Raw genomic sequence first — 13,015 nt, forward strand, 5'->3', positions numbered from 1 at the left:
ACACCGTCGAGTCCGCCGGACTCGTCGGGGCGTCAGGCCGCTGCCTGGACGGACGCGATCCTGGGGGTGGTCCCGGTGAGGCCGAGGGCCCGGAAGGTGACGCGCTGGTCGAACCAGAGCAGCGCCATGGTGACCGCCGCCATCGTGAGACCGAGCGCCAGGTGCAACGGCGCGCTCGTGACCTGCGCGCCGACCGCGCCGAGCACGACGTGCACCCCGAGGCGGAGCCCGATCAGCGCGAAGAAGATCTTCCGCGTCCGGCCGTTCTTGAGCATCGCCTTGATGAGCCTCTTGCGCCGCCGCAGGACGGTCAGCCCGACGACCATGTTGACCGCACCGAGCGCCGCGAGCACCATCCAGGCGCCGTCCCACGCCTTGAGCAGGTCGTAGACCGCCCCCATCGACCCCTCGAAGGCGAAGAACCAGATCGGAAGGGGCTTGATGTCGTTCTGTCCGAGGGTCTCGCTCATGTCCTTCTCCAGGGTCCGTGTCCGCGTCCTGCCGACACCTGAATCCTGTCGCGGCGGGCCCGTCCGGCGGCAGGAACATCCCTCCGGTCCTCGGCAGTACAAATGTCACGGTCGCCGGGCTGCTCCGCCGTTCTGTCGGTGGCGTCCGGCAGTATCGCGCCCGTGAGAATCACCAATGCTCAGGTGGTCGGGCACACGTTCCTGGACGGGATGGTCGGCGACGGCTACTACCCGGAACACCTGGTCGCGAGGGGGCAGGCGATCCTGCGGCGGCTGTGCGCCCGCATCGAGGCCGACCCTCCGGCCGACCTCGCCGCCCTGTACGTCCTGACGAACACCGCGACCAAGCTGTTCAACGACCTCCAGGACGAGTTCTTCGAGGCCGACAGCGAGATCGAGACCGTCGCCCGGGAGGCCATCGCGGCGGACTTCTACTTCGTGGCCCAGTCCTACGGCTTCGAGGACGCCGACCACGAAGAACTAGTCGCCGAACGCGACTGGTAACCCCCGCCCCGGCACCCGGCGGATGCCAGGCCCGCGCACCTCGTCTCACACGCGCGGATCACCCAACGTGCACATCTCGCCCTGCGCACACCGTTCGACCTGCGCGCACAGCTCAACCTGCACGGGCAGGTCGAGCTGTGGACGGCCCGACCTGTGCGCGCCGGATCGGGTGCGGCGCACGGGTCGGGCCGTCCGTGAAGGTCAGGCGGCGCGTCCGGCTTTGAGCGCGGCGGTGGTTTGGACGACGCGTCCGGCCTGGTGGCGGGCTGCTTGGAGGGTGTCCTCGTTGGGCGCTCCGGTGCCTGCCACGTGGGACGTCCCGTACGGGTTGCCCGTCTTGAACTGGACGGGGTCGGTGTAGCCGGGCGGCACGATGATGCCGCCCCAGTGGTAGAAGGTGTTCGCCAGCGCCAGGAGCGTGGACTCCTGCCCGCCGTGCGCGGTGTTGGACGCGGTGAACGCCGAGTAGACCTTGTCCGCGAGCTTGCCCTGGAACCAGAGCGGCCCGGCGGATTCCATGAAGGCCCGCAGCGCGCTGTGCGGGTTGCCGAAGCGGGTCGGGGAGCCGAACAGCACGGCGTCCGCCCAGGCCAGGTCGTCGAGAACGGCCTCCGGGACGTCCGCCGTGTTCCGGACGTGCTCGGCCCACTCCGGACGCGTGTCGATCACCTCCGGCGGGGCCGTTTCGGCGATCTTGCGCAGCCGGACGTTCGCGCCCGCCTTCTCCGCGCCCTCGGCGGCGGCCTCGGCCAGGGCGTGCAGGTTGCCCGTGGCGCTGTAGTAGATGATCGCGACGTTCACGGCGTCCAAGATCGTGTCCTTCCCTCGCTTCGCGGTTCTCCCCTCACGACGACGCGCCCCACCGCTTTGTGAGGCGAGCCCGCGTCCCGCGGCGATTTTCCTTGGGCGCGGAAGCAGCGGATCCGGGGCGCCGGGCGTGTAAGTGGCGTGGAAAGCGACATGGTGGGAGCGATGCGTCCTCCCCGATCAAGCACGCACGAGCGTGAACGCGCGGACGACGCGCCGGTGGCCGAGCTGGTGAGGCTGTTCCGCGAACACCAGCTCGGGCTGGCGCGGACGGCCCTGATGATCGTCGGTGACCGGGCGACGGCCGAGGACGTGGTCCAGGACGCCTTCGTCGAGGCGCACCGCCGGATCGGACGGCTCCGCGACCCGGACCGGATGCTGCCCTACATCCGGGCCTCGGTGGTGAACCGGTGCCGGAGCGTCCTGCGGAGGCGAAAGCTCGCGTTCTCCCTCGCACGCGTGCACGAGCCTCCCGTGTGGTCGGCCGAGTCGGCCGCGATCCTCGGCGAGGAGCGCCGCGAGGTGTTCCTCGCCTTACAGGGCCTCCCGCGCCGTCAGCGCGAGGTCCTGGTGCTGCGTTACTACCTGGACCTGGGCGAATCCGAGATCGCCGAGGTCATGGGGATTCGCGGCAGCACCGTCAGGTCCACCACCGCGCGGGCGCTCGCCACGCTCGCCACGCGTCTCGGGGAGAAGCATGACCAGGACTGAAGACCGCCTCCGCGACGCCTTCCAGGGCGCCGCCGAGACCATCCGGCCAGGATCCCTCACGCCGCTCACCGTCCCGTCCCCGAGGAGGAGGCGGCGGCTCTGGGGCGTGCCGATCGTCGTGGCCGGGGTGCTCGGGCTCATCCTGGTCGGCACGTCGCTGGTGGCCGGGAGGATGTCGCCTCGTCCGGCCGCCGGTTCGCGGATCCTCTCGGGCGCGCCCGACCATGTGCTCGCGATCCGCAACGGCCGCGCCCTCGTCGAGGACGGCGCCGGACGTCCCATCGCGCGGATCGGCGGGGAGCGCTACGAGGCCGTCGCCGCGACGGGTGACGGACGCGTGTTCTTCCTCGCGTCCGCGTCGGCGTCGGGGAAGTCGTCCTACACCTTCTACCGCGTCACCCTCGGGGCGAACGGCACGCCGTCGGGTCCCGAGAAGGTGAGGACGGACGACCCCGTTCGGATGGACTCCGGCCTCGGGAAGCCGGAGCGCTTCGCGGCCAGCCGGGACGGCTCCAAGCTCGCCCTCGTCGGCGCGAACGGCGGACGGTCCGGGATCGTCGTCATCGACGTCCGCACCGGCGCCCAGCACGACATGGAGGAGGTCGGCCGCGCCCTTCCCGCGTCCAGCGCGACCTGGGCGCCGGACAACCGGACACTCGGCTACATCGCCGAGGGCGAGGACGGCCGACCCGCGCTGTACCTGCTCGACACGGGCCAGGACCAGCTCACCCCGCGCGTCCTGCGGAGCGCCACGATGCCGGACGACGCGCTGATCAACGTCTTCGTCGTCGACCCGGACGGCCGCACGCTGACCGCCCAGGTTCAGGGCGCCAAACACGGCCCCGGGGACGACGCCGACTACCGGCTCGTCCGGCTCTCCGCGGCCACCGGTCAGCCGACCGGCTGGACGGCCCGGCTGCCCACCGACTCGTTCTTCGTGAAGCCGGACCCGACCGGCCGGCACTTCCTGCAGATCATCGACGGACGCCTCGGACGCGTCGACGACGGCGCGTTCTCCTGGGTGTCCTCGGCGACCGACTACACCGACGCCGCCTGGTAACCCGCGCCCGGCGCCCCCGGGTCGGCGGGCCCTGAACAGTCCGCCGACCCGGCACCGCCGTTCAGAAGCGGCGCAGTTCAAAGGCACCGCCGTTCCGAAGCGCCGCAGGTTCCGAAGCGCTGTTGTTCAGACGGCCGCCGGGGCCTCTTCGGACACGTCCAGGCGGGCGTTCGCGACGACCGCGTGCAGGGCGCGGAGGGCGGCTCCGGCGTGGTTGCCCCAGTGGTTGAAGTAGGAGTACTGCCACCACCAGAGCGCCTCCAGCGGACGTCCCTGCTGGTAGTGGCGCAGGCCGTGGACGAGATCGCTGGCGACGTCGACCAGGTCGTCCGACAGGCGGTACGCGGTGGGCTCGGTGTCCTTGTAGGGGTCGAAGACCTCGACGTACTCGTCGAGGTCGTGGAGCCGTTCGCCGAGGCCCTGGCGGACCTGGTCGAGGTCCGGGTCGTCGCCGACCTCGGGCTCCCAGTTGTCCGGCAGGATCACGTCCGCGCTCGCGCCGAGCTGGGCGCCCGCCAGGATGACCTGGGACACCTCCAGCAGCAGCATCGGCACGGTGTGGGACCCGGCCTCGCCGCGCGCGACGGCCTCCAGCCCGCTCAGGTAGTTCTCCACGTGGCAGGCCACGCGCTCGGCCAGGGTGTTCCAGTCCTGCGGGCTGTTTGCGTCAGACATCGAGCAGCCTCCGTCCTTCGAATGCGCGGCCCAACGTGACCTCGTCCGCGTACTCCAGGTCGCCGCCCACCGGAAGGCCGCTGGCGAGGCGGGTGACGGTGAGGCCCATGGGCTTCACGAGCCGCGCGAGGTAGGTTGCGGTGGCCTCCCCCTCCAGGTTGGGGTCGGTCGCCAGGATCAGCTCCGTCACCGTCCCGTCCGCGAGCCGCTGCATCAGTTCGCGGATCCGCAGGTCCTCGGGGCCGACGCCCTCGATGGGGCTGATCGCCCCGCCGAGCACGTGGTACCGGCCGCGGAACTCGCGGGTCTTCTCGATCGCGACCACGTCCTTGGACTCCTCGACCACGCAGATCACCTGCGGGTCGCGACGCGGGTCACGGCAGATGCGGCACTCCTCCTCCTCGGCGACGTTGCCGCACGTCCTGCAGAAGCGGACCTTGTCCTTGACCTCCTTGAGCGCCCGACCGAGGCGCTCGACGTCGGCGGGGTCCGCGGCCAGGAGGTGGAAGGCGATCCGCTGCGCGCTCTTGGGGCCGACGCCGGGCAGACGGCCCAGTTCGTCGATGAGGTTCTGGACGACCCCTTCGTACAACGGTCGCATCCTTCCTGGTCAGGGTGGCTGGGGGGGGTGGTGGGCGGGCTGTCCGCCCACGCGGAGGGTGGTGGCGTTCTTCTGGCGTCTGGGTCCGGGTCCGGGCTCGTGCGTGCTCGGGGGGAGGGGACGAACGGTCTAGTCGGACGTTCCCGGCTTCTGGGGTCCGCCGATTCCACCGGCGCCGGGGAAGCCCGGGAGGCCGGGGAAGCCGCCTTCGCCACCCATGTCTCCCAGGCCGGGGATGCCGCCGGGCAGTCCCTCGGTGAGCGGGCTCATCGTCTCCTGCTGGAGCTCCTGGGCGGCGCGCCCGGCGTCCCGGATCGCGGCGAGGACCAGGTCGGCGACGGTCTCCGCGGTGTCGACCGGGTCGTCGGTGTCGATCGCCTTCGGGTCGATGGTGAGGCCGGTGACCTCGCCCTGGCCGTTCACCGTGGCCGTGACCAGCCCGCCGCCCGCCGTGCCGGTGACCTCGGCGTCGGCGAGTTCCTGCTGGGCGTCCAGAAGCTGCTGCTGCATGCGCTGTGCCTGCTGCAACAGGTCCTGGATGTTGAATCCACCGGGTTCCACGGTGAGCTCCGTTCCGTCGCATCCCTCAACCGGACGCGGACCGTGTCCGGCCCGTCCGCCCGGCACCGGACGTTTGTCTACCTGAGACTACGGGTTTGAAACCGGATGCGGTATTCACCGCCCCGGCGCCTCGGATCGGGCGCCGCGTCCGATCGTTCCACGGAGCACACCGTCCCGAACGCCCGACAGGACGGACTTCTCCCCCGCGCTCCGGGCGTCCGCCGCCCTCACCGTCCCGGCACCTTCGGGACGTACCACCAGAGCACAACAGGGAACGCCGAGGGCGACCGCGTTGGCCGTCGCGCCGCGCGTCGCGCCCGCTCGTCCCCACCTGGCACGTCCTCGCCTGATCCGCCTTCGCCGCCGCGGCCGAGGCGGCGAAGGCACGGACAACAAAGCACAATCGGCGAAGCGCTGACGTCGCCGATCAGGTCTTGTCGATCAGGTGTTGTCGATCTCGCGGATGATCGTGCCGCCGAGTTCGCGCTGGATCAGCGCCATGCCGCCGGCCTCGGCCTCCGTGCCGTCGTAGTCGGCGTCGCCTTCCGGGTCGACCACGTCGATGTCGTCCGGCGGACCGGGCTCGGACGGCGGTGGGGGTTCGTCCGGAGGCGGCGGGAGCGGGCCGGGGTCCGAGGAGGACGCGGACGCCCCGTTGGAGCCGCCGCCGCTGCCCGGGCCGCCCGTCCTGCTGGCCGGGACACCCTGTCCTGCCCGACCCGGGCCGGACGATCCGGAGGCCGCCTGAGCGGGCGGGGAGGGCTGAGCGGGCGACGGGACGGACGGGCTCTGCGGAGGTCCGGACGGTCGCGGGCCCTGAGCGGGCGGCGGGGCCGGGGTGGACGCGCCGGCGAATCCCGCCGCCGGGACGCCGCCGCCTCCGCCGTTTCCTCCGCCGAAGCCTCCGGCGGGTCCGGACCGTCCGCCTCCGGGACCGGCCGGAGCGGCGCCGCCGAGGACGGCCTCGATACGCCAGTCGACGCCCAGCCGCTCCCGGAGCACCTCGCGCAGGACGGTGTCACGGTTGCCCGCGGTGAAGTTCTTGAGCGCTCCCTCGGCCTCGAAGGAGAGGGTGAGCTGGTTCCCGACCAGCCCGACCGGCCGGACCCCGTTCGTGATCGAGACCCAGGCGACGCGGCTCTTGAACTTCACCGCCTCGACGATCTCCGGCCAGCGCTGCTGCACCATCGACACGTCGCCGCCGTCCTGCCCGGCCTGGTCAGCGGAGGCACCCGCGCCCCCGCCCGAGGCGGGCCGTCCGGAAGCAGATCCGCCGGAAGCGCCCCCAGCGGAAGCCGAGCCCCCAGCACTCCAGGAGCTCGCACCCCCAGAGCCTCCTGCACCGGAACCCGAGCCACCGGAGCCCACGGGCCCGGAAACGCCAGCGCCCGCGGCCCCCGAGCCTCCGGCTCCAGGACCACCAGCACCCGGACCGCCAGCACCCGGGACACCAGCCGCCGAACCGGCGGCATTCGCACCACCAGCGCCCACAGCACCAGCGCTCGGAACGCCAGCGCTCACAGCAGCGGCGTTCGCAGCGCCAGCATCCGCAGCGTTCGCACCACCGGCTCCGCGGTTATCCACAGAACCGCGCTCGCCTTCCACCGCCCCCGTGGGGCGTTGGACACTGGAAGTGGGGTCGCCCCCCTGGGCGGGCGGGGGTTGCTGGGGCGCATGAGCCTGAGGCGCGTGAGTTTGTTGGGGCGCGTGCCCCTGGGACACGTGAGCCTGCTGAGGCGCGTGAGCCTGCGGGTACGAGTGAGCTTGCGCCACCCCGCCCGAAGTCATCCCCGCGCCCTGCGCCAAGCCCCCGGAGGCCGCGGCCCGCTCAAGCCGGTCAAGGCGCGCCATCAGGGACGCCTCGTCCCCGTACGCCGCCGGAAGCAGGATCCGCGCCGCCATCAGCTCGAGCAGCAGCCGGGGCGAGGTCGCCCCCCGCATCTCCGTCAGCCCGGTGTGCAGCAGGTCGGCGGCCCGCGTGAGCTCCCCCTGGCCGAGCGACGACGCCTGCCGCCGCATATGCTCCAGCTCGTCCGGCGGGACGTTCAGCAGCCCCGATCCCCCGGCCTCCGGCACGTTCGACAGGATCACCAGGTCCCGGACGCGTTCCAGCAGGTCGGCGGCGAACCGCCGCGGATCCTGCCCGCTCTCGACCACCCGGTCGATCGCCGCGAAGACGGCCCCGCCGTCCCGCGCCGCGAACGCCCCGATCACCTCGTCCAGCAGCGCCGAGTCCGTGTACCCGAGCAGCGACACCGCGCGTGTGTACGTGATGCCCTTCTCGTCCGACCCGGCGAGCAGCTGGTCCAGGATCGACAGCGTGTCCCGCGCGGACCCGGCCCCGGCCCGCACCGCGAGCGGCAGCGCGGAGGCCTCGTAGGGGACGTCTTCGCTCTTCAGGATCTCCTCGACGAGCTCCTGCAGCGTCCCCGGCGGAATGAGCCGGAACGGGTAATGATGCGTGCGTGACCGGATCGTCCCGATGACCTTCTCGGGCTCGGTGGTCGCGAAGACGAACTTCAGGTGCGGCGGGGGCTCCTCGACGAGCTTCAGGAGCGCGTTGAAGCCCTCCCGGGTGACCATGTGCGCCTCGTCGATGATGTACACCTTGAAGCGCGCGGCCACCGGCGCGAAGAAAGCACGTTCTCGCAGGTCACGGGCGTCATCGACGCCACCGTGGGACGCGGCGTCGATCTCGATGACGTCGATGTGGCCCGTCCCCGTGGGCCCGAGCGCGACACACGAGTCGCATACCCCGCAGGGATCGGGCGTGGGGCCCTGCTCACAGTTCAGCGATCGCGCCAGGATGCGCGCGGACGAGGTCTTGCCGCACCCTCGGGGCCCGCTGAAGAGATACGCGTGATTGATGCGCCCGTTGCGCAACGCCTGCTGCAACGGCTCGGCGACGTGTTCCTGCCCCTTGAGTTCGGCGAACGTCGCTGGACGGTACTTGCGGTACAGAGCCAGGCTCATCGGGGGCCGCCCTCCCTGAAGCAGCAGAGCGTCAGAAGCGAAAAGGACCCCCCGCACACCCGCCAGAGCCTGCTTATCCTTGCTGCCTTCCGGCCCTGGGGAGGTTCACAGGGTGACGCCGTGCGAGGGGTCTGCCCAGAGTCTATGGCATCCCCGGTCCCGCTCGCGCCTCCTCCCGGACACCGCCGGGACGTAAGCTCCGCCACCATGACGGACCACACCCCCTCCCCACCACCCGAAACCGTCCTGCACATCGCCGAGCGCCTGCATTGGGAATCCGCCAGCTCCTCCGGCGCGCCGTACACGATGTCCACCCGCGGCCGGACGCTGGACGACGAGGGCTTCATCCACTGCTCCTCCGACCTCGACCAGGTCCGGGCCGTCCTCGCGGCCTTCTACAGCGACGTCCCCCCGTCCGACCTGGCCCTCCTGACGATCAGGACGACCGGCCTGGACGTCCGCCTGGAACCCGCCGACGGCCGCCTCTTCCCCCACGTCTACGGCCCGATCCCGCCCTCGGCCGTAATTGATGTCCGAGCAGTCCCCGAGACCCGGTAAGCTTGCCCGCGGAGGATTCGCCTAGTGGCCTAGGGCGCACGCTTGGAAAGCGTGTTGGGGGCAACCCCTCACGAGTTCAAATCTCGTATCCTCCGCCAGCCCGAAAGGGCTAAGCACGTTGAGGGCGGCACCCACCGGGTGCCGCCCTCACTGCTTTGGGTCTCAAATGGGCCGTCAGAGGCGGCCACAGGCCCCCAGGCGCCTCCTTGACCGGAGGCAGCGGCCCTCGCCTGGTGTGAGCCGAGTAGATCGCGAATGCCGGGGACGGGGCCCACCGCACCCCCATGACCTCCGCTATGGCCAGGCACGCGTCATCCCGCCACGCACCTCGGAAGCCGGGAGCGCCCGTGGTCAGCTGTCGTCGTGGACGAGCCGACCGTCGTAGACGCCGCCCACGCAGATGCCCCGTCGGTGATCGAAGCGAGGTCGCCCTCGATCGGTTCTGGGTCCTTCTCGATCAGGGCCGGGGAGCTGGACAAGCCTCGAGCCTCTGTGACGGTGCGCCGGTCATCCGGCGGGCCGTTTCGGCTCGTCCGGCCAGTGCGGGCATGCCTTCGGTCCGGCCGTCAGGTCGGGTGAGCGCCGGGTTTCTCATGCTCCGCTTGGGGAGATGATCTCTGGAACAGAGCGTCGTTGCTGGTCAGCCAGGGGTTGACAGGGCTTGGCGTTCGCACGCGATGGTGATCGTCCAGGCCCGGGGCAGTGACGGCGGCCGATGGTCGCCCGTGGGGCAACGGCGGAGAACAGCCGCGTTCGCGGGACTTCGGGCCCCCATCGGCACCATGGAAGCCAGGCTCCTGCCCTCGGCATCACGGATGCCCGGGCTCCTGCCACAGGCACCACGGATGTGGCCCGGAAGGACCGGTAGGGCCTGAAGGGCTGCAAGGCATGGCAGGTCCAGCAGGGCCCCAAGGCCTGACAGGGCCGACAGGGGCCCAATGCCTGACGGGTCTGACCGGTCCGGCGGGTCCTCCCGGGGCGAACGGCGTGTCGGGGCCCAGCATCACGGTGAACGGGCTGTCAGTTCCCGCAAACGGGGTGGCTGTGGCCACGGTCGAGTGTCCGACCGGCTACACCCTGGTCGGCGGCGGGTACACATCCGACGGCCCCAACACCTACGGGGGAATCGGCGAGAAAGGGCATCCCAACAGCACCAACACAGGCTGGGAGGTCACCAGCCCGCTGGACAACACGGCCGGTGCCGCAATCCATGCATGGGCGATCTGCCTGCCGGTCGGATAGTTCGGACCTGCTCCGCATGCAGAGAAGCCCGCGTCGGAATCCGGCGCGGGACCCTCTGCGTTGATCATCCCGTCCGGCCGTCTCGGCGGCCGGTTGTGGGGTGGTCCGAGGTCATCATCTTGGGCCGTAGGTGTTCATGAACAGCACCGGGCCGTCGAGGTCGGTTTTCAGTGCCGCGGCGAAGGCCTTGGCGGTGTAGACGGGGTCGAGATGCAGGCCGGTGGCCTCGGCGACGTCCGCGGCGGCGGTCGCCTCGGACGTCGGGTGGCCGTACCCGGGGCCCAGGTGGTCACGGGTCGACGCGAGTCTCAGCGGCGGAATGTCGAGGGCCGCGCCGCGCTTGCGCAGGATGGTCGCCGTCCGGCCGGCGAGCCTGGTCAGATCGCTCGCGGCCAGCGGCAGCGTGTCGTTGACCACCACCGCCAGCACCCGTGAACGGAGCCCGGCCAGCGCGCAGCCCAGGGCCAGGCCTGCGGCGGTCCCGCCCGAGCCCACGGGCACGACGATGTGCCGGGGCTCCGGTAGATCACCCGCCGCGACCTGCTCCGCGAGTTCCAGGCCCGCCTCGACGTAGCCGAGCACACCGATCGGCGCGGAACCTCCGGCGGGCAGGTAGTACGGAAGCCGCAGCCCTCGCGCGTGCCGCAGGAACAGCCACGGCGCGGCGGCGATCGTCAGCGGTTTGCTGTGGGTGAAGTGCAGGGTCGCGCCGGACAGCCGCAGCCTGCGCAGCTGTTCGCGCACATGGTCGTCCTCGGGCTGGTCGATGAGCGCGAGGACGGTGTCGATCCCGAGTTCGCGCGCGTACAGCGCCGCCGCCAGGCCCCAGTTCGTCCCGGTCGCGCCGACGGTCAGGACGGTGCGCGCCTTGCGCCGACGCAGCTCGGGCAGGAGCCATTCCAGCTTGCGGACCTTGTTCCCACCCCAGCCGCCGGAGCCGTATCCCGCTTCGTCCTTGCACCACAGGTCGGTCCGGGTGGTCCCGGTGAGCTCTCGCACCGGCGTCGGGGCGTCCCCGAGCCGGAGGAAGGGCAGGGTTCGCTCAAGCGTGGGGCAACGCTGGTGCAGTAGCGCTCTGTCGGTCATACCTCTCCCAGCACGCGTCGGATGTCGGCGTTCGCGAACCGCCCCTCGGAGCGACTGTGGCCAAGCACCACCTAACGCTCCGAGGCGGTCGCGCCCTCGTCCAGTCCCTTGAGTACACCGAGTCAGCCGTTTCGGCCCTGCTGAATCGGCTCGTACTCTCCGGTGCCATGATCGCGGCATGCGCTTCATGGATTCCAGCGCCTTCACCGCCGACCGCGCGTGGGGCGCGCTCGATATCGCCGAGATCGACAACGCCACGGTCAGGCTGCACTGGACCGACCAGCCCTACATCTGGCACCTCAACGATGGCCCGGAGGTCTTCGTCGTCCTGGACGGCGCCGTTGACATGCACTACCGCGAGGACGGCCAGGAGCTGGTCGAGCGCCTCACCCCCGGCCGTATCTGCTACGCCGACGTGGGCGACGAACACGTCGCCCACCCCGCGCCCGAGGCGCGCATCCTCGTGATCGAGCGCAAGGGCAGCATCTAGCCCCCTCCCCGCATGCCAGGGCCGCCGAATCGGCGAGCTCAGTGAGAGGGCCGTCCCGATCAGGGACGGCCCTCTCGTGTTCCCGCCCCGCAGCCGTCCACAACCCGGCGCCGCCGCTGCGCCCGCGGCCGCAGCGCGTGGGCCTGGTCGGTCCGCGGAGCACCGCGGGCGTGCGCGGCAGGCGTGCTGATCATGTCCAGGGAACGTCAAGCATTCGGTCAGCAGGTTTGTATTCGCCCTGTTCAGAGGCGTCTCTGACAGTTTGACGACACCGATCCGTTGTTGACATTCGCGAAATCCGTGACGCTTCGGGCTTGTGAGCCATCGGTGGCGGTGGCTCGGTCTTGGGCCTCGCCCACGTCCGCAACGGGGAGAACCGATGAAGCTGTCCTCAAGCGTCGCCGTGCTCGCGGCGGCCGTGCTGCTCGCCTCCGCGACGGAGGCGTCGGCGTCTCCGGCCAGGGCGCTTCCGAGCGTGAACATGGAGGCCGTCGTCAAGGCGGCGCAGATCGATCCGCGGCGGCCCGACAACACGCTGACGCCGGGCGCGAAGGCCAGTGTCCTTCTCGTCGAGAAGGCACTCGCGGACAGGAAGCTGCTCGACACGAAGTGGGTGGACGGCTACTTCGGCACCACGACGATCGCGGCCTACACCAAGTACCAGAAGTCGCTCGGCTACAGCGGTCTCGGGGCCAACGGCCTGCCGGGGAGGACGTCGCTCGCCAAGCTCGGCGAAGGACGATTCCGGGTCACCCACGTCATCACGCCGGGCGCGCGGGTGCAGGCCGGAAGGTTCGTCGTGGACGCCCGGACGCAGGCCATGCTCGCCGAGGCCAAGCGGCTGCTGCACCGGAACCTGGTGCTTGACCAGGGGTCCTACAACCCCGGCGGCGACCCGACGTCCGCGGGCACCCACGACGGCGGGGGCGTCGTGGACGTGAACGTGAAGGGGATGAGCGCCGCCACGCGCACCAGGGTGGCCAAGGCGCTGCGCCAGGTCGGGTTCGCCGCCTGGGTCCGCAACCCGAGCCAGGGCGACTGGCCGTGGCACATCCACGCGGCCGCGATCAGCGACACCGATCTGTCCAGCCCGGCCCAGCACCAGATCGGCGACTACTACCTCGGCGAGAACGGCCTCGCCAACCACGGCCCGGACGACGGGCCGAAGGTGCCCATCCGCACGTGGGAGGAGTACCTGCGCCTTCGCTGACCACCCGAGCTCCCCGTGACCCGAGACCCGCCCCCCGCCCGCACCGCACCCGCACCGCAGAGAAGGA

The 13,015-nt window shown here is 71.1% G+C and carries 14 protein-coding genes, 1 tRNA gene and 1 other RNA gene; 8 read left to right on the forward strand and 8 right to left on the reverse strand.

Going from position 1 to position 13,015, the window contains the following annotated elements; genetic code table 11:
• Positions 1-32: 32 nt before the first annotated feature.
• A complete protein-coding gene (locus P696_RS44610; RefSeq protein ID WP_211245689.1) occupies positions 33-470 on the reverse strand; it encodes a hypothetical protein in 438 nt (145 codons plus the stop codon).
• Between the two features lie 162 nt (positions 471-632).
• On the opposite strand from P696_RS44610, the gene P696_RS0110565 reads away from it, so the two are divergent.
• Complete coding sequence (locus P696_RS0110565) at positions 633-974, forward strand: DUF5713 family protein (RefSeq protein ID WP_026412317.1); 342 nt, start codon at positions 633-635, stop codon at positions 972-974.
• A gap of 201 nt (positions 975-1,175) precedes the next feature.
• Here P696_RS0110565 and wrbA read toward each other — a convergent pair whose 3' ends face one another.
• Positions 1,176-1,775, reverse strand: a complete 600-nt coding sequence (wrbA, locus tag P696_RS0110570) for an NAD(P)H:quinone oxidoreductase (protein ID WP_342669010.1) — start codon at positions 1,773-1,775, stop codon at positions 1,176-1,178.
• A 171-nt stretch (positions 1,776-1,946) separates the two neighbouring features.
• Between wrbA and P696_RS0110575 the strand changes: the two genes are divergently transcribed.
• Both P696_RS0110575 and P696_RS0110580 read left to right on the forward strand, forming a co-directional pair.
• Positions 1,947-2,492, forward strand: coding sequence for a SigE family RNA polymerase sigma factor (locus P696_RS0110575; RefSeq protein WP_084337295.1), 546 nt, complete (start codon positions 1,947-1,949; stop codon positions 2,490-2,492).
• Positions 2,479-3,552, forward strand: coding sequence for a TolB-like translocation protein (locus P696_RS0110580; RefSeq protein ID WP_026412320.1), 1,074 nt, complete (start codon positions 2,479-2,481; stop codon positions 3,550-3,552). The genes P696_RS0110575 and P696_RS0110580 overlap by 14 nt, the downstream gene beginning before the upstream one ends.
• Positions 3,553-3,678: 126 nt before the next feature.
• On the opposite strand, the gene P696_RS0110585 is transcribed toward P696_RS0110580, so the two are convergent.
• The 5 genes from P696_RS0110585 to ffs all read right to left on the reverse strand — a co-directional run bounded on the left by P696_RS0110585 (position 3,679) and on the right by ffs (position 8,497).
• The gene (locus P696_RS0110585; protein WP_026412321.1) at positions 3,679-4,227 is read right to left on the reverse strand and encodes a DUF5063 domain-containing protein; all 549 of its coding nucleotides are present in this window, start codon (positions 4,225-4,227) and stop codon (positions 3,679-3,681) included.
• Complete coding sequence (gene recR, locus P696_RS0110590) at positions 4,220-4,819, reverse strand: recombination mediator RecR (protein ID WP_026412322.1); 600 nt, start codon at positions 4,817-4,819, stop codon at positions 4,220-4,222. The genes P696_RS0110585 and recR overlap by 8 nt, the downstream gene beginning before the upstream one ends.
• A gap of 138 nt (positions 4,820-4,957) precedes the next feature.
• Complete coding sequence (locus P696_RS0110595) at positions 4,958-5,389, reverse strand: YbaB/EbfC family nucleoid-associated protein (protein WP_026412323.1); 432 nt, start codon at positions 5,387-5,389, stop codon at positions 4,958-4,960.
• A gap of 441 nt (positions 5,390-5,830) precedes the next feature.
• Positions 5,831-8,362, reverse strand: a complete 2,532-nt coding sequence (locus tag P696_RS0110600; RefSeq protein ID WP_026412324.1) for a DNA polymerase III subunit gamma and tau — start codon at positions 8,360-8,362, stop codon at positions 5,831-5,833.
• Positions 8,363-8,401: 39 nt separating this feature from the next.
• Positions 8,402-8,497: signal recognition particle sRNA small type (gene ffs / locus P696_RS53615), an RNA gene on the reverse strand.
• 72 nt (positions 8,498-8,569) lie between these two features.
• On the opposite strand from ffs, the gene P696_RS0110605 reads away from it, so the two are divergent.
• The 3 genes from P696_RS0110605 to P696_RS57990 all read left to right on the forward strand — a co-directional run bounded on the left by P696_RS0110605 (position 8,570) and on the right by P696_RS57990 (position 10,162).
• Positions 8,570-8,920 carry a DUF952 domain-containing protein gene (locus P696_RS0110605; protein ID WP_026412325.1) on the forward strand — a complete coding sequence of 117 codons (351 nt, stop codon included), beginning with the start codon at positions 8,570-8,572 and terminating at the stop codon, positions 8,918-8,920.
• Between the two features lie 10 nt (positions 8,921-8,930).
• A tRNA-Ser gene (locus P696_RS0110610) sits at positions 8,931-9,018 on the forward strand.
• Positions 9,019-9,964: 946 nt separating this feature from the next.
• Positions 9,965-10,162: a hypothetical protein gene (locus P696_RS57990; RefSeq protein ID WP_026412326.1), complete on the forward strand. Its 198-nt coding sequence runs from the start codon at positions 9,965-9,967 to the stop codon at positions 10,160-10,162.
• A 114-nt stretch (positions 10,163-10,276) separates the two neighbouring features.
• On the opposite strand, the gene P696_RS0110620 is transcribed toward P696_RS57990, so the two are convergent.
• Positions 10,277-11,248: a 1-aminocyclopropane-1-carboxylate deaminase/D-cysteine desulfhydrase gene (locus P696_RS0110620; RefSeq protein WP_026412327.1), complete on the reverse strand. Its 972-nt coding sequence runs from the start codon at positions 11,246-11,248 to the stop codon at positions 10,277-10,279.
• 178 nt (positions 11,249-11,426) lie between these two features.
• Here P696_RS0110620 and P696_RS0110625 point away from each other — a divergent pair, with 178 nt between their 5' ends.
• Together P696_RS0110625 and P696_RS0110630 are read left to right on the forward strand one after the other, a co-directional pair.
• Positions 11,427-11,738 (forward strand): cupin domain-containing protein, encoded by a 312-nt coding sequence (locus P696_RS0110625; protein ID WP_026412328.1) that lies wholly within the window; start codon positions 11,427-11,429, stop codon positions 11,736-11,738.
• 379 nt (positions 11,739-12,117) lie between these two features.
• Positions 12,118-12,948 (forward strand): peptidoglycan-binding domain-containing protein, encoded by an 831-nt coding sequence (locus P696_RS0110630; protein ID WP_026412329.1) that lies wholly within the window; start codon positions 12,118-12,120, stop codon positions 12,946-12,948.
• Positions 12,949-13,015 lie beyond the last annotated feature (67 nt).

Source organism: Actinomadura oligospora ATCC 43269, from assembly GCF_000518265.1.
GTDB lineage: Bacteria > Actinomycetota > Actinomycetes > Streptosporangiales > Streptosporangiaceae > Spirillospora > Spirillospora oligospora.

Excerpts from the sequence above, each read along its gene's own strand:
- P696_RS44610 (WP_211245689.1), bottom strand. The coding sequence starts at position 470 with ATGAGCGAGACCCTCGGACAGAACGACATCAAGCCCCTTCCGATCTGG.
- P696_RS0110575 (WP_084337295.1), top strand. The coding sequence starts at position 1,947 with ATGCGTCCTCCCCGATCAAGCACGCACGAGCGTGAACGCGCGGACGAC.
- P696_RS0110580 (WP_026412320.1), top strand. The coding sequence starts at position 2,479 with ATGACCAGGACTGAAGACCGCCTCCGCGACGCCTTCCAGGGCGCCGCC.
- P696_RS0110585 (WP_026412321.1), bottom strand. The coding sequence starts at position 4,227 with ATGTCTGACGCAAACAGCCCGCAGGACTGGAACACCCTGGCCGAGCGC.
- P696_RS0110600 (WP_026412324.1), bottom strand. The coding sequence starts at position 8,362 with ATGAGCCTGGCTCTGTACCGCAAGTACCGTCCAGCGACGTTCGCCGAA.
- P696_RS0110605 (WP_026412325.1), top strand. The coding sequence starts at position 8,570 with ATGACGGACCACACCCCCTCCCCACCACCCGAAACCGTCCTGCACATC.
- P696_RS0110620 (WP_026412327.1), bottom strand. The coding sequence starts at position 11,248 with ATGACCGACAGAGCGCTACTGCACCAGCGTTGCCCCACGCTTGAGCGA.
- P696_RS0110625 (WP_026412328.1), top strand. The coding sequence starts at position 11,427 with ATGCGCTTCATGGATTCCAGCGCCTTCACCGCCGACCGCGCGTGGGGC.
- P696_RS0110630 (WP_026412329.1), top strand. The coding sequence starts at position 12,118 with ATGAAGCTGTCCTCAAGCGTCGCCGTGCTCGCGGCGGCCGTGCTGCTC.